Below are 21303 nucleotides of genomic sequence, written 5' to 3' on the forward strand. Positions count from 1 at the left end.
GCTTCTTGCGGCGATATTGAAAAAATGCAATATTCGCCCTCGCCTACCAGCCCGTCACCAAGCGTCACCAGCGCTGGACGGGCTGTTTTCATGGAAGCCGACTATGGTCCTGCTGGATGAAGAGATCAGCACTGCGAGTGCGCTGATCATCGACGGCAATGCCACCTCGCGCAGCATGCTCAGTGCCCAGCTGCGCGACTTGGGCTTGAACCAAGTGCGCCAGTGCACCCGAATCAAGGACGCGCGGCTGCTGCTGGAAGCAGAGCACTTTGACATCGTGCTGTGTGATTACCACTTCGAGCACAGCGAAATCTCTGGCCAAGACCTGCTCGATGAGTTGCGGCGCGAGCAGCTGCTGCCACACAAAACCGTGTTCCTCATGATCACGGGCCAAGCCACCTACGCCACCGTCACCGAAGCCGCCGAATCGGCCCTGGACGGCTACATCGTCAAGCCCTACACCAGCGCGTCGCTGGCCGAAAAGCTCGCCAGCGCGCGCCAGCGCAAACGCGAGCTCGGTGCCATCTTCAACGCCATGGAGCGCAAGAACTACGACCTGGCGGCCAAGCTGTGCATGCTGCGCTTTCAGCAGCGCGAGCTCTATTGGCAATACAGCGCGCGCATCGGCGCGGAGCTGCTCATCCGCCAGGACAAACTCGACGACGCCCGGCGCCTCTACGGCGCCATGATTGAGGCCAAGCCCCTGCCCTGGGCCCGCATCGGGTTGGCGCGGGTGGACGTGGCCAAGGGCGACTATGCGGCGGCCAGGCGCACCATGGAGGCCTTGCTGCAAGATGACGCCGAGCAGGCTGATGCCCACGATGTCATGAGTCGCGTGCAGATGGAGCTCGGTGAGCTGACCCCCGCGCTGCAAGCCGCGCGCCAAGCCTGCAGCCTCACACCCGGTTGCTTGCTGCGCCAACAACACCTTGGCGCGTTGTCCTTCTATTGCCGACAGCACCCACAAGCGCGCGAACAACTCGAACGCGCGCTGGCCCAGGGACTGCGCTCCAAACTCTTCGATTGGTGGACCTTGGGTTTGGTGGCCTTGCTGCGCTATGACGCACGCGACAGCAAGCTGCTGCGTTACGCCCAAGAAGCCCTGACACGTTTGCGCCAAACCCATGGCGATGACGCACGCCTGCTCAGGCTGGACCTGCTCATGTGCGCCCTGCGCGCTTTGCTGGAGCAGCGCAAAGACGTCGCCGCTGATCAGGCCGCGCAGCTTTGCGCCATGACCCAGGGCGACGAGTTGGACCTGGAAGGTGCGTGCATGCTGCTGGCCTTGCAGGTACGCATGCAGCGCCAACAGCTGCCCCTGCAAGGCTTTGAGGCGCATTTGCCCAAGCTGGCCCTGCGCTGCTGCAGTGCCAAATCCTGCACCGAGGTGCTGGTGTGCATGGCCGAAGGCGATGCCACCATCGAACAAGCTCTGCGCGACGCCCATGGGCGAATCTTCAACATCGCCGAGACCGCCATGCGCAGCGTGCTGCAAGGCCAGGCCCGTGCCGGGGTGCAGCTGCTGATTCAGCAGGGAGGGGAAACCCGAAATCCCAAGCTCATTGACATGGCAGCCCTGGTTTTACGTCGCTACAACGATAAGATTGACGATCCTGACCCCCTGGCCCAACAAATTCAGCAGCTTCAGCAGCGGTATGTACGGTCCCAGGGCTTGCGCACGGCACGTGCCACTGGCGGGCTGGTTCTGAGGGCCTGATGCACTGAGGCCATGGTGCCAGCATGTCCGGATGAGCGCAGCGCCGTCGCTCTTTGGGTGGCCCCCCGGGCCACCCACTCCCGCGATCCCATGTCGATGCTGACCCTGCACTACTCTCGCGCGCCTACCCCTGAACGCTCCCCCTTGACCCTGGCCTGGCTGGCCGCACTGTGGATGGGAATCCCCGGCAACTGGCCGCTGTGGCGCCAGTTGATGGAGATGTCGCAGCAAGGGCAGATCTCTGGCGCTGGTTTCACCCTGGTCTTTGGCGCTGTGGTTTGTGCCGCGCTGGGGGCGCTGCTGAGCCTGCTGGCCTGGCGTCCGCTGATCAAGCCGCTGCTGAGCGTTCTGCTGCTGGCGACGGCTGTGCAAGCCCACTTCATGGGCAGCTACGGCATCGTCATCGACCCCAGCATGATCATCAACACGCTGCAGACCGATGCTCGCGAAACCCGCGACTTGATCAATCTGCAGTTCATCGGGCATGTGTTCTTCCTGGCCGTGCTGCCCATGGTGTGGCTGTGGCGTCAGTCACTGCCGCGCGGCCGCTGGTGGCCGCGACTGGGACGCAATCTACTGTCTGCCGCGCTGGGCCTGGCGCTGGCCGTGGGCTTTTTGATGCTGAGCTTTGCCGAAGCCTCCTCCACCATGCGCAACCACAAGTCGCTGCGCTACATGATCAACCCGCTCAACGGGCTGTGGTCCGCCGGGGCGGCCCTGGCCCAAACCCATCAGCAACCCAAAGGCCCACCTCAGGTCGTGGGGCAAGACGCACGCCTGCGGCCGCTGGCCCCGGGCAGCAAGCCGCCGCTGCTGGTCCTGGTGGTGGGCGAGACGGCACGTGCCGCCAACTTCTCGCTCAACGGCTACGCCCGCCCCACCAACCCGGAACTGGCGCGCCTGCCCGTCACCAGCTTCACCCAAGTCACCTCCTGCGGCACCAGCACGGCCGCCTCGCTGCCGTGCATGTTCTCCCACCTGGGCCGCGAAGCCTTCACCTCCGAAAAGCCGCACCAAGAAAACCTCCTGGACGTACTGCAGCGTGCGGGCTTGGCCGTGCTGTGGCTGGACAACCAGTCCGGCTGCAAAGGCGTGTGCGACCGCGTTCCCAGCGCCCAGGCCATCAACCCTGTGCGCAGCGACAAACCCCTGCCCCAGGGCCTGTGCGGCGCCGACGGCGAGTGTTTTGACGAAGCGCTGCTGCACGACTTGGACGGGCGCCTGGCGGCCCTGGACGCCCAGCGTCGCGCCCGCGGCGTGGTGTTGGTGCTGCACCAGATGGGCAGCCACGGGCCGGCCTATTTCAAGCGCACGCCCGAGCAGCTCAAGCCCTTTGTGCCGGAGTGCCGCAGCAGTGCTCTGCAGCGCTGCCCCACCCAGGAACTGCACAACGCCTACGACAACACCATTGCCTACACCGACCGCGTGCTGGCACGCACCGTGGCTTGGTTAGAGCAACAGCAACAGCACTACAACCCGGCGCTGGTGTATGTGTCCGACCACGGCGAGTCGCTGGGCGAAAACGGCCTCTACCTGCACGGCATGCCCTACGCCATGGCGCCAGACGAGCAAAAGCACATCCCTCTGGTGATGTGGCTGCCCCCCGCCACCGCGCAAGCCGCGGGCGTGGATGCACGCTGCCTGACCGACAAGCGCCACGAACCCCGCTCGCACGACGGTTTGTTCCACACCATGGTGCGCCTGGGCGGTGTGAGCACCACGCTCTACCGCGCCGAGTGGGATTGGCTCAACAGCTGCAACGCCCGCACACACTGAGGCGAGCCCGCCGCGCTAAAACAAGCTGCCCTGCCCCGACACGGGTGCAGGCGGCCTGAAGGCGCTGTAGTCCAGCTCGTGCGTCACGCGCTGCAGGCCCAAGCGCTGGCAGGCCTTGCGAAAACGCTGCGTCAGCAGCTCAGCCCACAGGCCCTGGCCGCGCATGCGACTGCCAAAGCTCGGGTCGTTGTCACGGCCACCGCGCATGTCCTGCACGCGAGCCATGATGCGCTCGGCCTTGAGCGGCTCGTGCTGCGCCAGCCATTGCCGAAACAGCGGTGCCACCTCCCACGGCAAACGCAGCGGAATGCTGAAAGCCCGCGTGGCGCCCGCCTCTGCAGCGGCCTGCAAGATGCGCTCCAACTCGGGCTCGTTCAAAAACGGAATCACCGGCGAGACACTCACCCCCACCGGCACGCCCGCCTGCGCCAGCGCGGCAATGGTCTGCAGGCGCCGGTGCGGGGCGGCCGCGCGGGGCTCCAGGCGGCGGGCCAAGCCCGCATCCAGCGTGGTCAAGGACACATACACCGCTGCCTGACGCTGCGCGGCCATGGAGCCCAGCACATCCAAATCGCGCATCACCAGGGCGGATTTGGTGATGAGCGACACGGGGTGCCTGGCCTCAGCCAGCACCTCCAGCAAGCCACGCGTGATGCGCAGCTCGCGCTCGATGGGTTGATAGGCATCGGTGGCCACGCCCAGGCACAGCGGGCGCGGGGCAAAGCCCGGGCGCGCCAGGGCCTCTCGCAACAGCTCGGCGGCATTGGTCTTGGCCACGATATGGGTTTCGAAATCCAGCCCTGGCGAGAGGTTCAGATAGCTGTGGGTGGGCCGCGCAAAACAGTAGCTGCAGCCATGCTCGCACCCGCGGTAGGGGTTGATGGAGCGCTCAAATCCGATGTCCGGCGACTGGTTGCTGCAAAGAATGCTGCGCGCAGGCTCGTGAATGACGATGGTGCGCGGCGCTGGCGCCTCTTCGTGCTGCAGCTGCTGCGCTTGCATGCCGCCCCAGCCGTCGTCAAAGGCGTCGCGCTGTGTGGCCTCAAAGCGGTGCGCCAAGCGGCGGTGGCTGCCGCGGCCCTTGATGAGGGGTGGCTGGGGTTGGGGGGCGGGGGCTTCGCTCGACATGCTGTATTTTTATACAGTATGTCGAGCTCCACAAGCCTTGTCTGAGGGCGCTGCCTCAGTACGCGTCGCCCGGGCCGACGTAGCCGGGTGCCAGGTTTTCGAACTTGGTGTTTTGGCGCTGGAAGGCCAGCTTGACCGTACCCACCGGGCCGTTACGCTGCTTGGCGATGATGATTTCAGCCACGCCGGGTTCTTTGCACTCGTCCTTGGTGTAGTACTCGTCGCGGTAAATGAACATGATGATGTCGGCATCCTGCTCAATGGCGCCGGATTCACGCAAGTCCGACATCATGGGCCGCTTGTCTGGCCGCGTCTCCACCGAGCGGTTGAGCTGCGACAGCGCAATCACCGGGCACTTGAGCTCCTTGGCCAAAGCCTTGAGGCCGCGCGAGATTTCACCCACCACGGTGGCGCGGTTTTCTTCGCTGCCACCGCCGTTGCCGCTCATGAGCTGCAAATAGTCGATGATGATCAGGCCCAGCTGGCCGCAGATGCGCGCTTGGCGGCGGGCCCGCGCACGCACTTCTGAGGGCGACAGGCCCGGGCTCTCGTCGATGAAGATGGGCGCATTGCCCAGCTTGTCCACGGCCTCGGCCAGGCGGCCCCATTCGTCGTCTTTGAGCCGCCCGGTGCGCAGATGGCTTTGGTCGATGCGCCCGATCGAACCCACCATACGCAGGGCCAGCTGCGCGGCGCCCATTTCCATGGAGTAAATCACCACCGGCAGGCCTTCGTTGATGGCCACGTTCTCGCCGATGTTGATGGCAAACGCCGTCTTGCCCATGGAAGGCCGCGCGGCCAGGATGATGAGGTCGCCTTTTTGCAGGCCTGCCGTCATGCGGTCCAGGTCGTAAAAGCCCGTGCGCACGCCGGTGACGTCTTCCGCCCCGTTCTCGGCCAGCTCGTTGACGCGGTCCATGAGCTCGACCATCAGCCGGTCCATGCTCTGAAAGCCCTGACCGCTGCGCGTGCCTTCTTCGCCGATGCGAAAAATCTTGCCTTCGGCCTCGTCCAGGATTTCGTTGACCGCCCGCCCCTGCGGGTTGAGCGCCGCCGTGGAGATCTCATCCGAGGTCTGCACCAGCTTGCGCAGGATGGCGCGCTCGCGAACGATCTCGGCGTAGCGGCGCAAATTGCCCGCGCTGGGCACGCTTTGCGCCAGCGCGTTGAGGTAGGCCAGGCCACCGCACTCCTGGGCTTTGCCCAGCGAGGTCAGCTCCTCAAACACCGTCACCACGTCAGCGGGCTTGCCGGCGTTGACCAACTTGCCAATGGCGGCGTAGATCTGTTTGTGCTCGTAGCGGTAGAAGTCGGAATCGGTGAGCAGATCCGCCGCTTTGTCCCAGGCGGTGTTGTCGATCAGCAAGCCGCCGAGCACGCTTTGCTCAGCCTCCACCGAATTGGGTGGCACACGCAGCCGGGCCACCTCATCGTCAGGTGGCGCTGCGGGGAAAGGAGACGACGTCGCGATGGTCATGGCTTAGCTCACGCTTCCAAACGCAGTGCGTGGTCAGCACCGCACCCGAGGCACAGCCCTGTGGACAAGGCTGTGCACAAGCTGGGGGTGTCCGCTGAACAACTGCGGTCCACAAAAAACCGAAAGCCGACGGCTTTGCAGTCGTCGGCTTTCGCGAGGGCATGTTGGCAGCACCGAAGTGCGCTGCCCATGCGTGCTTTCCATGGCGGAAAGCTCAGTTGGCTTTACTCAGCCTCGGGCACCACGTGCACGTGCACGTCCAGCACCACGTCGGTGTGAGCGGCCACGCTGACGGTGTACTCGCCCACAGCCTTCAGAGGGCCATGAGGCATGCGCACTTGAGCCTTCACCAGGTCGAAGCCAGCCTTCACCAGGCCTTCGGCCACGTCGGCGTTGGTCACCGAGCCGAACAGGCGGCCGTCCACGCCAGCCTTTTGGCTGATGGTGATGGTCTTGCCAGCCAGGCGTTCGCCCAGGGCTTGTGCAGCAGCCAGCTTCTCAGCAGCGGCCTTCTCCAGTTCGGCGCGCTTGGCTTCGAACTCTTTGATGGCGCTATCGGTGGCGCGGCGCGCTTGCTTGGTCGGGATCAGGAAGTTGCGGGCGTAGCCGTCCTTGACCTTGACCACATCACCCAGGTTACCCAGGTTGGCCACTTTTTCCAGCAGGATCACTTGCATGGTGTGGAACTCCTCAAACCTTGTGCTGGTCGCTGTAGGGCAGCAGAGCCAGGAAGCGGGCGCGCTTGATAGCGACCGACAGCTGACGCTGATAGATGGCGCGCGTGCCAGTCAGGCGTGCGGGCACGATCTTGCCGTTCTCGCCGATGAAGTCGCGCAGGGTGTCGACATCTTTGTAGTCGATCTGCTCGACGCCAGCCACGGTGAAGCGGCAGAAGCGCTTGCGGCGGAACAGCAGCGATTGTTGGTTGCGCTTGGGCTTGCGGTCCTTGGAGAACCGACCTTTACCACGTGCGGGGGGCATAGTTGACCTCTTTACGAATCAATCCGGATGTAACGATGCGTCTTGTGCGGAAGTGGGCTGAATCTGCTGCGTGCCGGTGATGTGGAAAACCACGCCTCGACCTTGGCGCTGAGCAGACAAAAAACCTTCGAACCGTGCCAACCGAGCCAGACCCAGGGCCTGTAGCGGTTTGACCTGATCGCCCAGTGCCACGGCTTTGAGATCCAGTGACACTTTGCGCCGCCCTCCTGCTTCCGCCTGTTCGGACTCGTGCCTGAGCGTCAAGTCCAGCGCCGGAATTCCGGCAGGCGTGTATCGCAGTGGGGCAATTTCCTGAACTTGAGCCAGCAACACCAAATGGTTCATGCCAGCACAGCGCTCCGGAGAAATTCAGTTCTTGGGAATCAGCTTCAGATCCGCGCAGCCAATCAGGCCGACGCTTCCTGGGGAGCCTTGCGTGCTTCTTCGCGCTCAACGGCCTTCATCATCACCGACGGCGAGGTCTCAGCCTTGTCCTTGGCGATGGTGAGGTGACGCAACACGGCGTCGTTGAAGCGGAAGCCGGTTTCGATCTCGGCCAGCACTTCTTTGCTGCACTCGATGTTCAGGCACAGGTAATGCGCCTTGGCCAGCTTCTGGATCATGTAGGCCAGTTGACGGCGGCCCCAGTCTTCCACGCGATGCACTGCACCACCACCGTTGGTGACCAGGCCCTTGTAACGCTCCAGCATGGCTGGAACTTGTTCGCTTTGATCCGGATGGATCAGCAGAACGATCTCGTAATGACGCATAAACACTCCTTGTGGATTTCGATGGTCCGCGCCTTGCGAGGCTCTCGCCAGCGCAACGCACCTACCCACCTGAAAGCCGAACCCGTGCGTCTGGCACGCCCCACCCACGGGGCACACCCAAGAGTCCGGCAAGGGAAAACCGCAGATTGTAGCCGACAATCCTCAACCGTGCCCACGCACCTGAGCCAAGAACTGTGTGGCGCGCTGGCGCTCCCCGCGCGCCGCAGGGAAAGCCAGGCTCACCAGCACCAACACCAGCACCCCACACACCACGCCGAACACCCCCGCCGACATGGGCGCCACGCCCCACCAGAGTTGCGGGTCGCCGCTCACACCCAGGGCCTGACGCAGCCCGCGATGCTGGCTAGCCAGGTAGTACAGCGTCAGCCCAAGGCCGCTGAGCATGGCGCACAAAGCACCCAACCAAGTGGCACGGGACCAGAAAATCCCCAGCACCAGCGCCGGCACAAAAGTGGCACCAGCAATCGAGAAGGCATAGCCCACCAGCTGCAAGATGTCCGCTGGCTTGTGCGCGGCCACCGTAGCAGCCAGCACAGCGGCCATGAGCAGCACGGACTTGGCCATCATCACGCGGCGCGTGGCGCGCGCCTTGGGGTTGATGACGCGGTGGTAGGTGTCGTGAGTGAAAGCGCTGGAGATGGTCAGCAGCAAGCCATCGGCCGTGGACAGCGCCGCGGCCAAGCCGCCCGCCGCCACCAAACCCGACACCACATAGGGCAGACCCGAAAGCTCGGGCAGCAAGAGCATGACGATGTCACCGCTGAGGTGCAGCTCACCGAACTGCAACACACCATCGCCATTGAGGTCCTGCACCGACAGCAGGCTTTGGTCTGTACGCATCCACTGGTGCATCCACTGCGGCAACTCGGCCATAGGCAAACCCACCACCGACCCAAACACCTCCAGCTTCAACATCACCGCCAGCGCTGGCGCCGTGACATACAAAAGGCAGATCAGCAGCATGCTCCAGGCCACCGAGCTGCGCGTTTGCGCCACCGAGGGTGTGGTGAGGTAGCGCGTGAGAATGTGCGGCATGCCCGCCGTGCCGACCATCAGGCACAGCACCAGCAGCACGAAGTTCAGCCGCGAACGCTCGAAGAGCTCACGCTGCTGCGCATTGCCCTTGGGGTCGCCCTCAAAGGCCTGGGTGTGCAGCGGCATGCCTGAGAGCGGCTCGGACAGCCGCTGCGCCTGCAGCTGTGCTTGGCGCCACTGCTCCTGAGCCTGAGCCTCGGTGCGCGGCAGGCTGGCGCGGTGTTTTTCCGCCACCTGCACTTCGGCCAGACTTGCCTGCATGGACTTGAGCTGACTCACCCGCTCCGAGGCCTGCAGGCGATCCACCGCCAGCGCCTGGGGCACATGCTCAAGCTTGCTTTGCTGCTCGCGCGCTTGCTGGGCATGCAGGGCCCGCACCGCCTGCTCTGCCGGGTTTTGGATCAGCTGCTGCTCGTGCTTTTGCACCGCTTGCAGCTGCTCGGCGTAAGACCACACAGACCAAGGCGTGCCCGTTTGTTTGACCGACAGCAGCAGCACTGGCAACAGGTAGGCCAGGATCATGATGGTGTACTGCGCCACCTGCGTCCACGTCACCGCCCGCATGCCGCCCAGAAAAGAGCACACCAAGACGCCACCCAGGCCGACGAAGAGGCCGATCTCAAAGCTCAGGCCTGTCAGCCGCATGGTGATCAAGCCCACGCCATAGAGCTGCGCCACCACATAGACGAAGGACACCAGCACCGCCGCGCCAGCGGCCACCAGACGCACAGCGTCGCTGCCAAACCTGGCCCCCAAAAAGTCCGGCACGGTGTATTGACCGTGGCGGCGAAGATAGGGTGCGATCAAGAGCGCCACGAGGCAAAAGCCACCCGTCCAGCCCAGCACAAACGCCAAGCCGCCGTAGCCCAGCAGGTAGAGCGTGCCACTCATGCCCAGGAAGGAGGCCGCACTCATCCAGTCTGCGCTGGTGGCCATGCCGTTGAAGAAGGCTGGCACGCGGCGCCCGGCCACGTAATAGTCGTCAGGGTCGGTGCTGCGGCAGGCCACGCCGATGCTGGCGTACACCAGCACGGTGGCGGCCAGAAAGCAAAAGCCTATCCAGCGCTTGGGCATGCCCCACTGCTCCAGCAGCGCCAGCACGCCCACAAGCGCCAGCAAGCCAATGCAGTAGCTCAGGTAGACCCAATGAATACGGCGGCGCGGCATGGACTCTGGGGCGCGATACATAGCCCCTCATCATGCCCGCCGCCGTCAAGCCGCGTCCATCCTGCGCAACCCGCGCCCCCGAGCTTCAAGCCGGGGCTTGCGGGCGCGCGTCTGAGCTCAGCGCGAAGCCAGGCGCTGCCAGGTCTCGATCACCGAGTCGGGGTTGAGCGAGATCGACACAATGCCCTCGCCCGCCAGCCAATCGGCAAAGTCAGGGTGGTCGCTGGGCCCTTGGCCGCAAATGCCCACGTACTTACCCGTGGCGCGGCAGGCGCTGATGGCGCGCGAAATCAGGGCGCGCACCGCTGGGTCGCGCTCGTCGAAATCGCCTGAGAGCTGCTCCAGTCCGGAGTCACGGTCCAGACCCAAGGTCAGCTGCGTCAAGTCGTTGGAACCGATGGACATGCCATCGAAATGCTCCAGGAACTGCTCGGCCAAGATGGCGTTGCTGGGCACCTCGCACATCATGATCACCCGCAGGCCATCCTGCCCGCGCTTGAGACCGCGCTCGGCCAGCATGGCCACCACGCGCTCGGCCTGGCGCACCGTGCGCACGAAAGGCACCATGAGTTCAACGTTGCTCAAGCCCATGTCCTGACGCACGCGGCGCAGCGCTTCGCACTCCATGGCAAAGGCGTCAGAGAACTCCCCGCTGATATAGCGCGAGGCGCCACGGAAGCCCAGCATGGGGTTTTCTTCATCGGGCTCGTAGCGCGTGCCGCCGATGAGCTTGCGGTACTCATTGCTCTTGAAGTCCGAAAGCCGCACGATCACGGGCTTGGGCCAGAAGGCGGCCGCAATGGTGGCCACCCCTTCGGTGAGCTTGTCCACGTAGAAAGCGCGCGGCGAGGCGTGGCCGCGGGCCACCGACTCCACAGCCTTCTTCAAGTCGATGTCCACATTGGGGTAGTCCAAGATGGCCTTGGGGTGGACGCCGATGTTGTTGTTGATGATGAATTCCAGCCGCGCCAAGCCCACGCCGCTGTTGGGCATCTGGGCGAAGTTGAAGGCCAGCTGCGGGTTGCCCACGTTCATCATGATCTTGACCGGGCAGTAGGGCAGCTCGCCGCGGTGGACTTCGGAGACCTCGGTCTCCAGCAGGCCGTCGTACACATAGCCCGTGTCGCCTTCAGAGCAGGCCACGGTCACAAGCTGGCCGTCTTTGAGGTGGTCGGTGGCATCACCACAGCCCACCACCGCCGGGATGCCCAGCTCGCGCGCAATGATGGCGGCGTGGCAGGTGCGGCCACCGCGGTTGGTCACGATGGCGCTGGCGCGCTTCATCACCGGCTCCCAGTTCGGGTCGGTCATGTCGGTCACCAGCACGTCGCCGGGCTGCACGCGCTCCATCTCGGCCACGCTTTGCACCAGGCGCACCGGGCCGGTGCCAATCTTCTGGCCGATGGCGCGGCCTTCAGTCAACACCGCGCCTTGGCCCTTGAGCTTGTAGCGCAACTCGACCTGGCCTTCGGCCTGGCTCTTCACCGTCTCGGGGCGGGCCTGCAGGATGTAGAGCTTGCCGTCCACGCCATCGCGGCCCCATTCGATGTCCATGGGGCGGCCGTAATGCTGCTCGATGATCAGCGCATAGCGCGAGAGCTCGATCACTTCCTCGTCATTGAGCGAGTAGCGGTTGCGGGCTTCGGGCTCGGTGTCCAGCGTCTGCACCAGCTTGCCACTGGCGGCTTTGTCCTCGGGCGAGGCAAAGCACATCTTGATCAGCTTGGAGCCCAGATTGCGGCGGATGATGGGGAACTTGCCGCGCGCCAGCGCGGGCTTGTGCACATAGAACTCGTCGGGGTTGACGGCGCCTTGCACCACGGTCTCACCCAGGCCATAGCTGGAGGTGATGAACACCACATCCTTGAAGCCGCTTTCGGTATCGATGGTGAACATCACACCGGCCGCGCCGAGGTCGGAGCGCACCATGCGCTGCACACCGGCGGACAGCGCCACATCGGCATGCGCAAAACCCTTGTGCACGCGGTAGCTGATGGCACGGTCGTTGTAGAGCGAGGCAAACACCTCTTTCATCTTGTCCAGCACCTGCTCGATGCCCACCACGTTCAGGAAGGTCTCCTGCTGGCCAGCAAAGGAAGCATCGGGCAAGTCTTCAGCCGTTGCGGAGGAGCGCACGGCAAACGATGCCTCAGGCGCACCAGCGGTCAGCGCCGCAAACGAGGTGCGAATCTGCGCCTCAAGCTCAGCCGGGAAAGGCTGGGCATGCACCCAGGAGCGAATCTCAGCACCCGCCTCGGCCAGGGCTTTGACGTCGTCTGTGTCCAGCGACGCCAGACGCGCCTGGATGCGCTGATCCAAGGCCTCGTGCTGCAGGAATTGGCGGAAGGCATGGGCCGTGGTGGCAAAGCCGCCAGGCACGCGCACACCGGATTGCGCCAGTTGGGAAATCATCTCGCCGAGGCTGGCATTCTTGCCACCAACCACCTCGACATCGCTCATGCGCAGGTTTTCGAACGCTACGACCAGGGCGGTCGCCGCAAAGCGGGAATCAGAAGACATGGGAAAACTCCGTGATGTTGTGAAACCGGGCTTCCCAGCCGAGCTGACACAGCGGGCGCGCGGCGCCCCCGGTCAAGCTCCATCCCCGCGCGCAGCACGACCGCTTTTCTTATCGATTCTGATGGGAGTCGACGCGCGAACATTGGGGTGGCTTGAAGACAATTGACGGCGATTCTATGCGCAGCCCCCCACTATGATGCTGTGCACATTGCCACAAAGCGGCAAAACCACAGCGGACCGACCCATGCCCCAACGCACTGTCTACTTCGTCTCCGACGGCACCGGCATCACCGCCGAGACCTTCGGCAACTCCATCCTGGCGCAGTTCTCCGCCAAGCCTCGGCATGTGCGTCGCCCCTTTATCGACAGCGCGGAAAAAGCGCTGCAGGTGGTGCAGGAGATCAACGAGACCGGCGTGCGCGAAGGCAAGCGCCCCATCGTCTTTGCCACGCTGGTCAACCGCGAGGTACTCGGCATCGTGCGCAGCCAGTGCCAGGCGCTGGTGATGGACATGTTCGGCACCTTTATCGAGCCGCTGGAAGAAGAGTTTCAGGTCAAGAGCAACCACCGCGTGGGACGCTTTTCCGACGTGGCGCGCAGCCAGGAATATCACGACCGCATCGAGGCCATCAACTTCTCGCTGGCGCATGACGACGGGCAGTCCGCCCGCAACCTCGACCAAGCCGATGTGATTCTGGTGGGCGTGAGCCGCTGCGGCAAAACACCCACCTCGCTGTATCTGGCCATGCAGCACGGCATCAAGGCCGCCAACTACCCGCTCATCCCCGAAGACTTCGAGCGCGCTGCCCTGCCCTCACTGCTGCAACCGCACAAGAAGAAGTGCTTTGGGCTGACCATTGACCCGGATCGCCTCAGCCAGATTCGCAACGAGCGCCGCCCCGGCAGCAAATACGCCGAGCTGGTGAACTGCCACTACGAGGTGCGCGAGGCCGAGACCATGATGAAGCGCGCGGGCATTGCCTGGCTGTCCTCCACGCACAAGTCGATTGAAGAAATCGCCACCACCATCCTGCGCGACATCCGGCCCGACCGACTGATCTATTGAAGCCGCCACGCGGCCCCGACTGGCCTTTAGCGCAGCAGCTTTTGCCGGGCGCTTTCGTAGAGGCAAATGGCTGCGGCGCTGCCAACGTTGAGCGACTCCTCACCTCCGGGCTGAGGGATGCCTACGGTGAGCTGGCAGCGCGCCATCAACTCGGCCTGCACGCCCTGCCCTTCATGGCCCATGACCCAAGCACAAGGGCTGGGAAGCACCGCACGGTGCAGCTCCGTCTGGGCATGCGAGCTGGTGGCCAACAGCGGCACCTGCAGGGCTGCGAGGTCTTGCGGCGTCAACCCCTCAATGAGGTTGAGCCCGAAGTGCGCGCCCATGCCAGCGCGCAGCACTTTTTGCGACCACAGCGCGGCCGTGCCCTTCATGGCCAGCACTTGCTTGAAACCCAGTGCTGCGGCGTTGCGCAAAATCGTGCCCACATTGCCAGCGTCTTGCAGCCGGTCCAGCACCACGGTGTCCACATCGGCTTGCAAGGTTGGCGAGTCTGGCAACGCCAACTCCAAGCCCATGTGCGCGGGACATTCCAGCGTGCTGACGCTATCGAAAAGCGCCTTGGGCACCACCACGATTTGTGCGGCCTGTTCGGCCAATACCACCAAGGCCGGGTCTTGCATGGCGGGCTCGCTCATCAAAGCCAGGCTGGGGCGCCAGCCGCGCTGCAGGGCCGCGCGCGCCAGATGGTCACCCTCCAGCCACAGCGCACCGAGCTTGCGATAGCCGCTGCCGTCCTGCGCCAGCTTGCGCAGGCGCGCGAGCTTGGGGTTGTCGCGCGAGCTGATGTGGTGAACGGTGGGCTTCATGCGATGAGGGCCTTCACGGGGCCAAAGGTGCGGCGGTGCCAGGGGCTCACGCCATGCTGGCGCAGGGCCTCGAGATGGTCAGCCGTGGGGTAGCCCTTGTGGGTGGCAAAGCCGTACTGCGGATGGCTCTCATGCCACTGCAAGCACAGGCGGTCGCGGTGTACCTTGGCTAGGATGGATGCGGCCGAAATGGCCGCCACCTTGGCATCGCCTTTGACAATGGCTTCGGCGGGCACTTTGAGCACGGGAATGCGGTTGCCGTCGACCAGCACCTTGGCTGGCGGCAGGCGCAAGCCCTCAACGGCGCGACGCATGGCCAGCATGGTGGCTTGCAGGATGTTGAGCTGGTCGATCTCCTCCACGCTGGCCTCGGCGATACAGCAGCACAGCGCCCGCGCGCGGATTTCGTCAAACAGCCGCTCGCGCCGCTTCTCGCTCAGTGCCTTGGAATCGCCCAAGCCGCTGATGGGGTTCAAGTCGTCGAGGATCACCGCTGCAGCCACCACAGGACCGGCCAAGGGGCCGCGCCCGGCTTCATCCACGCCGGCCACCAGACCTTCGCGGTCCCAGTCCAACCCGAGCTGCGCGGGCTTAGTGAGCGAGGATTTGGGCAATCGCATCCCCTGCACGCTGCGCCGTGTCACAGCGCAGCATTTCGTGTTGTTCCATAAAGCGCTGAGCCAAGCGCTCGCAAGCCGCTGGGTTGTCCAGCCACGCCAAGCCTTCGCGCGCCAGTGCCTCGGGCGTGCAAGCGTCTTGCAGCAACTCCGGCACCAGGAACTCCTGGGCCAGCACATTGGGCAGGCTCACCCAGGGCTGCAAGGCCTTGCCTTTCATGCGCCAGTGGTTGAGCCAGTGCATGCGGTAAGCCACCACCATGGGACGCTTGAATAAGGCTGCCTCCAGGGTGGCCGTGCCGCTGGCCACCAAGGTGACATCGCAGGCGGCCAGCGCGTCATGCGCGCCACCGTCGAGCAATTGCAGCTCAAGGCTCGGCGCGTACTGCTGCCAAGCTTGCTCCAGCAAGGGGCGCATGCCGGGCGCAGCGGGTAGCACAAAGCGCAGGTCCGGCCGCTGGCGGTGCATCAGGCTGGCGGCCTGCAACAAGGGCGGCGCAATGTAGCGAATCTCGCTGCGGCGGCTGCCCGGCAGCAACGCCACCACAGGCGCTTGCGCTGGCAGGGCCAGACGCTGTCTGGCGTCCAGCTGCGAGGGCTTGAGCGCAATGCGATCAGCCAGCGGGTGACCCACATAGGTGGCCGCCACGCCATGGCGCTGCAGCAGCTCAGGCTCGAAGGGAAAGAGGCACAGCACATGGTCGGCGCTGCGGCGTATGGTCTGCACACGCTCAGGCCGCCAGGCCCAGATGGAGGGGCACACAAAGTGCACCGTCTTGATGCCCGCTTGCCGCAGGCGCTGCTCCAGGCCGAAGTTGAAATCGGGCGCGTCCACGCCCACGAATACATCGGGGCGCTCGGCCAAAAGTCTGTCGCCCAATTGGCGGCGAATCGACAACAGCTCGCGCAGGTTCAACAGCGCATCCACATAGCCAAACACAGAGAGCTTGTGGCTGGGCCACCAGGCATCAAAGCCCTGGGCCAGCAGCTGCGGCCCGCCGATGCCTGCCGCCTGCAAACTGGGCCAGCGCGCACGCAGACCCTGCAGCAGCAGGCTGGCCAGCAAATCCCCGGAGGCCTCGCCGGCCACCAGGCCCAGACGCGGGGCTTGGGTCATGGCGGCTCAGCGCACCAGGCCGCGCTTGGAGGCGGCCACAAAATCCAGCATGACTTGGATGTCGGCGTCCGACTCCGCACCATGCTGCCCCAGCAAGGCCTGCATGCGCTCCACCGCTTGCTCAAGCGTCAGACCATCGCGGTAGAGGAGCTTGTGCAAGTCGCGAATAACGCCAATGCGCGCATTGCTGAAGTCGCGCCGGCGCAAGCCCGTCAGGTTCACCGCACGCACGGCCAGCGGGTTGCCATCCACCGTCATATAGGGCGGCACGTCCTGCGAGACATGGCTTTGAAAACCCAGCATGGCGTGCGCACCAATCTTGCAGAACTGGTGAATGCCGGTGAGCCCACCGATGGTGGCCCAGTCACCCACACGCACATGGCCCGCCAAGGTGGCGTTGTTGGCCAGCACGCAGTGGTTGCCCAGCTGCACATCGTGCGCCAGATGCACGTAGGCCATGATCCAGTTGTCATTGCCAACACGCGTCACACCCTCTTCCTTGAAGGTGCCGGTGTTGAAGGTGCAGAACTCGCGCACGGTGTTGCGATCACCGATCACCAGCTCAGTCACCTCACCGCCGTGGCTGATGTCCTGGGGCATGCCCCCGATGGACCCAAAGGGGTAAAAGTGGTTGTCGCGGCCAATGGTGGTGCGCCCATCGATGACGCAATGCGCATCGACGCGCGTGCCCGCACCAATACGCACCTCAGCACCGATGACGGCATAGGGGCCGATCACCACGTCGTCAGCCAGCTCGGCGCGATCGTGAACGAGGGCTGTGGGGTGGATGTGAGCCATGGCGAATTACTCCTGCAGCGCCTGCGTTCAGCCGATCTGGCGCATGGTGCACATCAGCTGGGCCTCTGCAGCCAGGTCCTCACCCACCCAGGCCTTGGCACCGAACTTGTAGATGCCGGCCTTGGCGCGTTCCAGCACCACTTCGAGCTTGAGCTGGTCGCCCGGCTCCACGGGGCGCTTGAAACGCGCACCGTCGATGCCGGCAAAGTACACCACGCTGTTTTCATCCAGGCGCGAGCCTGTGCTCTCCAGCGCCAGCAAAGTAGCAGCCTGCGCCAACGCTTCCAGAATCAACACCCCAGGCATCACGGGGCGGTGTGGGAAGTGTCCTTGAAAGAAAGGCTCGTTGATGCTGACGTTTTTCAGCGCCAGGATGCGCTGCTTGTCCAACTCCACCACGCGGTCCACCAGCAGGATGGGGTAACGGTGAGGCAGCATCTCAATGATGCGGTGGATGTCAATCACTGGGGCGTTCATGGGGTCTTCTTCTCCAGGGCACGCACGCGCTGGCGCATGTCGTGCAGCTTGCGCAAGGTGGCCGCGTTCTTTTCCCAGTTCGCGTAGGCGTCAAAGGGGAAATGGCCACCGTAGGTTCCGGCTTGATGGATGCTGCCGGTAATGACCGAAGTGGCGGTGATGTTCACACGGTCAGCGATTTGAATATGGCCTTTGATACGGGCCGCACCCGCGATGGTGCAATAGGCGCCAATGCGCGCACTGCCCGCAATGGCCACGGCACCTGCAATGGCAGTACCGGTGCCGATGTGCACGTTGTGGGCGATTTGCACGAGGTTGTCGATCTTCACGCCATCGGCAATGACGGTGTCGCCCAGAGCGCCACGATCGATGCTGCAGTTGGAGCCAATCTCCACATCGTCGCCAATGGCCACAGCGCCGAGTTGCTCGATCTTGACCCACTCCACGCCATGCTCACCGGGTGCGGGGGCAAAACCAAAACCATCGGAGCCAATGACGGTCGAAGCATGCACCAAACAGCGCGCACCGATGCGGCAGTCATAGCCCAGCACGACGTGCGGCGCCAGCACCGTGCCCGCGCCAATTTGCGCGTCATGCTGCACCACCGCGTGAGCGCCAATACGCACGCCGTCACCCACGCGCGCACCGGCTTCCACCACAGCGAAGGCGCCGATTTCAACCTCAGCCCCAATAAGGGCAGCCGGATCAACCAATGCGGTGGGATGAATGGCCACGGCTGCAGGTCTGGCGCGCATATGGCGCACCCACCATTGCGTCAGTCGCGCGAAATACAGATACGGGTCAGGGGTGACGATGCAGCAGCGGCCCCCACCCTGACGCTCATGCGCCTCTTGCGCCAGGGCTGGCGCCACGATCACGCAAGCCGCCTGAGTGCTGCCAAGCTGGGCGCGGTAGAGCGGGTTGGCCAAAAAGGCGATGGACTGCCCATCAGCCTCGTCCAGCGGTGCCACACGGCTCACGCAGGTATCAGGCGCACCAAGAAGATCGCCGCCCAAGGCGGCGATCAGCTCCGATACAGCGACCGACTGCTGCTTCACTTCTGCGCGTTCAAAGCGTCAATCACCTTCTTGGTGATGTCGACGCGGTTGCTGGCGTGGATGGCGTCCTGCACGATCAAGTCGTACTTCTCGGTCTCGAAGATATGCTTGACCACGCGGTTGGCGCGCTCCACCACCAGTGAGAGCTCTTCATTGCGCCGCTGGGTCAGGTCCTCTTGCCACTCGCGGCGCTTGCGCTGCAGGTCGCGGTCCTGCTCCACCAAATCGCGCTGACGCCGGTTGCGTTCCGCCTCAGACAAGGTGGGGCCGTCCTTGTCGAGCTTTTCTGCTGCGGCACGCAGGCGAGTTTCGTGCTCTTTCAGCTCGCGCTCGCGCTTGCTGAACTCGGCCTCCAGCTTGGCACCGGCGGCCTTGGCGAGATTGGCCTCACGCATCACGCGCTCGGTATTGACGTAGCCAATCTTCAGTTCCTGAGCCTGTGCGGCAAAGCTAGCAACAGACATCATTGCGGCCACAGCCGCCGATTTCAACAACAGGCTTTTCATCAGAAAGTATTCCCGATTTGGAATTGGAACTTCTCAATTCTATCCGTGGGCTTCTTGCGCAGCGGCTTGCCAAAGCTCAGCTGCAGCGGCCCCATTGGGGACAGCCAGCTGATGCCAAGACCCGCTGAGGCACGCACATCGGCGGAACTGAGCTTTTCGTAAGGCCCCCAGACATTGCCCATGTCCACGAAACCAAAGAAACGGAAAGACTTGTCGTTGCCCGCCCCAGGCACAGGGATGTAGAGCTCTGAGTTGATATTGAATTTACGGTTGCCACCCGCGTAAGTACCAGTCACGTCGACCGGCCCCAACGAGTTCGGGCTGAAGACCCGCACCGAGCCTTGACCACCCGCATAGAAGTTCTTGAACACGGGATATGCGTAACTACCCAGGCCAGACCCCATGGCCGCTTCACCGTTGATCATGAACGAGAACTTCTTGCCCAGAGCAAAATACTCTTGGTACTGCAGATTGGCCAAGCTGTAGCGCGAATCACCAGCGGGGCTCAATTCCAGATTCACGCGCTTCATGCTGCCCGCAGTCGGGGTCAGATAGCTGTCCCGGTTGTCTCGCTTCCAACCAATGGTCAGCGGCAAAGCAAACGCCGAGCGACCCACGCGTTGTACGTAGTTGAAATAGGCCTGAGACAAGCCGCGATCGGCCGAGATGCGCGTGCTCTCAGCACCGATACCGAAGTGCACGGTGTCATCGTCAGAGAACGGAACACCAAAACCCAGACGCCCACCTTGGGTGACATACGAATAGGTCTCGAACAAGGCGTTCCAGGATTTATTGACGCTATAGAACACATCCACCGAACGAGACACGCCATCGGCCGTCCAGTAGGGGTCCACCGCGGTCACCTTCAGCGAGCGGCCGTTCTTGGCCGTGTTGACTTGTAGAGCCAAGTAGTTGCCCGAACCAAAAACGTTGTCCTGCTGAATGGAGCCCGACAGCGAAAACTTGGTGGCTCCAGAGTAGCCCATACCCACCTGCACCGTGCCGGTGGGACGCTCGGTCACAGTCAGGGTCACGTCGACCTGATCGGGTGATCCTGGCACTTCGGTGGTGTCGACCGTCACGTCCTTGAAGAAGCCCGTGCGTTCCACCCGATCACGCGAAGTCTTGATGCGCTGGCCGTCGTACCAAGCGGACTCGAACTGGCGGAACTCGCGACGAATCACCTCATCACGGGTGCGTGTGTTGCCGGAAATATTCACCCGGCGAACATAGACCCGACGCGAGGGATCAGCCACCAGCGTGATGACCACTTGGCCCGTGGCTCGGTCGATCTCAGGACGGCTGTCTACGCGCGCAAAGGCATAGCCAAACGTGCCATAGAGATCCTGGAAATTGCGCGTGGTCTGTGCCACCAACTCGCCCTGATAGGGCTGGCCCGGCTGGAAGGTGATCAGGCGCTTGAACTCGTCCTCACGCCCGAGAAATTCGCCTTCGAGCTTGATGCCACTGACCGTATAGGGCTGCCCCTCATGCACGGTGACGGTGACGCCAATGCTTTGCTTGTCTGGCGAGATGGTGACTTGCGTGGACTCGACATTGAACTCCAGATACCCGCGATTGAGGTAGAAGGACTTCAAGGTTTCCAAGTCCGCCGTGAGCTTGGTGCGCGAGTAGCGGTCAGTCTTGGTGTACCACGTCAACCAGCCACTGGTGGTTTGATCCAACTGCCCCAGCAAGGTGCCCTCAGAGAAGGCCTTGTTGCCGAGAATGCGGATCTCGCTGATCTTGGCCGGGTCACCCTCAACGACCGAGAAGCTGACGTTGACGCGGTTGCGCTCGATGGGGGTGATGGTCGTCGTGACCTCTGCCCCGTAGTAGCTGCGCGTCAGGTATTGCCGCTTGAGTTCCTGCTCAGCCCGATCGGCCAGCGCCTTGTCAAAAGGCTTGCCCTCACCGATGCCCACGTCTTTGAGTGATTTGGTCAGAGCCTCGGTATCGAACTCCTTGAGGCCGACAAAGCTCACGGCAGAAATGATGGGGCGCTCTTCGATCACCACCACCACCGTGGTGCCGTCGATGTTGATACGCACGTCTTTGAACAGGCCCGTCGCGAACAAAGCACGCAGTGCTGCTGCGCCTTTGTCTTCGCTATAGGTGTCGCCGATGCGAAACGGCAAGCTGGCAAACACCGTACCAGGATCGGTACGCTGAAGCCCTTCGACGCGGATGTCCTTGAGCACGAAGGGATCAACCGCCCAGGCCGCCCCCACGTACAACGCAGCAGCTACCGCTGCCATGGACC

The 21303-nt window shown here is 63.6% G+C and carries 19 protein-coding genes; 3 read left to right on the forward strand and 16 right to left on the reverse strand.

What is annotated here, in order from left to right; genetic code table 11:
• Positions 1-103 precede the first annotated feature (103 nt).
• Positions 104-1717, forward strand: a complete 1614-nt coding sequence (locus ACG0Z6_RS09085; RefSeq protein WP_394460583.1) for a response regulator — start codon at positions 104-106, stop codon at positions 1715-1717.
• A 90-nt stretch (positions 1718-1807) separates the two neighbouring features.
• Positions 1808-3493: a phosphoethanolamine transferase gene (locus tag ACG0Z6_RS09090; protein WP_394460585.1), complete on the forward strand. Its 1686-nt coding sequence runs from the start codon at positions 1808-1810 to the stop codon at positions 3491-3493.
• Between the two features lie 15 nt (positions 3494-3508).
• Here the strand turns inward: ACG0Z6_RS09090 and ACG0Z6_RS09095 are convergent, their stop codons facing one another.
• From ACG0Z6_RS09095 to ppsA, 8 genes are all read right to left on the reverse strand, one after another.
• Positions 3509-4621, reverse strand: a complete 1113-nt coding sequence (locus tag ACG0Z6_RS09095; protein ID WP_394460587.1) for a PA0069 family radical SAM protein — start codon at positions 4619-4621, stop codon at positions 3509-3511.
• Between the two features lie 55 nt (positions 4622-4676).
• Complete coding sequence (dnaB, locus tag ACG0Z6_RS09100) at positions 4677-6098, reverse strand: replicative DNA helicase (RefSeq protein ID WP_394460589.1); 1422 nt, start codon at positions 6096-6098, stop codon at positions 4677-4679.
• Positions 6099-6322: 224 nt separating this feature from the next.
• The gene (gene rplI, locus ACG0Z6_RS09105) at positions 6323-6775 is read right to left on the reverse strand and encodes a 50S ribosomal protein L9 (protein WP_394460591.1); all 453 of its coding nucleotides are present in this window, start codon (positions 6773-6775) and stop codon (positions 6323-6325) included.
• Positions 6776-6788: 13 nt separating this feature from the next.
• Positions 6789-7079 carry a 30S ribosomal protein S18 gene (gene rpsR / locus ACG0Z6_RS09110; protein WP_394460593.1) on the reverse strand — a complete coding sequence of 97 codons (291 nt, stop codon included), beginning with the start codon at positions 7077-7079 and terminating at the stop codon, positions 6789-6791.
• 18 nt (positions 7080-7097) lie between these two features.
• Positions 7098-7424, reverse strand: coding sequence for a primosomal replication protein N (gene priB / locus ACG0Z6_RS09115; RefSeq protein WP_394460595.1), 327 nt, complete (start codon positions 7422-7424; stop codon positions 7098-7100).
• 62 nt (positions 7425-7486) lie between these two features.
• Positions 7487-7849: a 30S ribosomal protein S6 gene (gene rpsF / locus ACG0Z6_RS09120; protein WP_394460597.1), complete on the reverse strand. Its 363-nt coding sequence runs from the start codon at positions 7847-7849 to the stop codon at positions 7487-7489.
• 162 nt (positions 7850-8011) lie between these two features.
• Positions 8012-10093, reverse strand: coding sequence for a VC_2705 family sodium/solute symporter (locus ACG0Z6_RS09125; RefSeq protein WP_394460599.1), 2082 nt, complete (start codon positions 10091-10093; stop codon positions 8012-8014).
• A gap of 96 nt (positions 10094-10189) precedes the next feature.
• Positions 10190-12592, reverse strand: a complete 2403-nt coding sequence (gene ppsA, locus ACG0Z6_RS09130; RefSeq protein WP_394460601.1) for a phosphoenolpyruvate synthase — start codon at positions 12590-12592, stop codon at positions 10190-10192.
• Positions 12593-12836: 244 nt separating this feature from the next.
• Here ppsA and ppsR point away from each other — a divergent pair, with 244 nt between their 5' ends.
• Positions 12837-13658, forward strand: coding sequence for a posphoenolpyruvate synthetase regulatory kinase/phosphorylase PpsR (gene ppsR, locus ACG0Z6_RS09135; RefSeq protein ID WP_394460603.1), 822 nt, complete (start codon positions 12837-12839; stop codon positions 13656-13658).
• Positions 13659-13684: 26 nt separating this feature from the next.
• Here ppsR and ACG0Z6_RS09140 read toward each other — a convergent pair whose 3' ends face one another.
• Genes ACG0Z6_RS09140 through bamA form a run of 8 tightly spaced genes read right to left on the reverse strand, consistent with a single transcriptional unit; the run spans position 13685 to position 21298 of the window.
• Positions 13685-14467, reverse strand: a complete 783-nt coding sequence (locus ACG0Z6_RS09140) for a TrmH family RNA methyltransferase (protein WP_394460605.1) — start codon at positions 14465-14467, stop codon at positions 13685-13687.
• Complete coding sequence (gene rnhB / locus ACG0Z6_RS09145; protein ID WP_394460607.1) at positions 14464-15087, reverse strand: ribonuclease HII; 624 nt, start codon at positions 15085-15087, stop codon at positions 14464-14466. Before rnhB ends, ACG0Z6_RS09140 begins: the two co-directional genes overlap by 4 nt.
• A complete protein-coding gene (lpxB, locus tag ACG0Z6_RS09150) occupies positions 15059-16201 on the reverse strand; it encodes a lipid-A-disaccharide synthase (protein ID WP_394460610.1) in 1143 nt (380 codons plus the stop codon). Before lpxB ends, rnhB begins: the two co-directional genes overlap by 29 nt.
• A gap of 6 nt (positions 16202-16207) precedes the next feature.
• Complete coding sequence (lpxA, locus tag ACG0Z6_RS09155) at positions 16208-16999, reverse strand: acyl-ACP--UDP-N-acetylglucosamine O-acyltransferase (protein WP_394460612.1); 792 nt, start codon at positions 16997-16999, stop codon at positions 16208-16210.
• Positions 17000-17026: 27 nt separating this feature from the next.
• On the reverse strand, positions 17027-17476 hold the full coding sequence (gene fabZ, locus ACG0Z6_RS09160) for a 3-hydroxyacyl-ACP dehydratase FabZ (protein ID WP_394460614.1): 450 nt from the start codon (positions 17474-17476) through the stop codon (positions 17027-17029).
• Complete coding sequence (gene lpxD, locus ACG0Z6_RS09165; protein WP_394460616.1) at positions 17473-18534, reverse strand: UDP-3-O-(3-hydroxymyristoyl)glucosamine N-acyltransferase; 1062 nt, start codon at positions 18532-18534, stop codon at positions 17473-17475. The genes fabZ and lpxD overlap by 4 nt, the downstream gene beginning before the upstream one ends.
• A complete protein-coding gene (locus tag ACG0Z6_RS09170) occupies positions 18531-18998 on the reverse strand; it encodes an OmpH/Skp family outer membrane protein (RefSeq protein WP_394460618.1) in 468 nt (155 codons plus the stop codon). The genes lpxD and ACG0Z6_RS09170 overlap by 4 nt, the downstream gene beginning before the upstream one ends.
• A gap of 41 nt (positions 18999-19039) precedes the next feature.
• Positions 19040-21298: an outer membrane protein assembly factor BamA gene (gene bamA / locus ACG0Z6_RS09175; RefSeq protein WP_394460620.1), complete on the reverse strand. Its 2259-nt coding sequence runs from the start codon at positions 21296-21298 to the stop codon at positions 19040-19042.
• Positions 21299-21303 lie beyond the last annotated feature (5 nt).

Origin of the sequence: Roseateles rivi (assembly GCF_043555845.1) — a bacterium.
In the GTDB taxonomy this organism is placed as follows: domain Bacteria; phylum Pseudomonadota; class Gammaproteobacteria; order Burkholderiales; family Burkholderiaceae_C; genus Roseateles; species Roseateles rivi.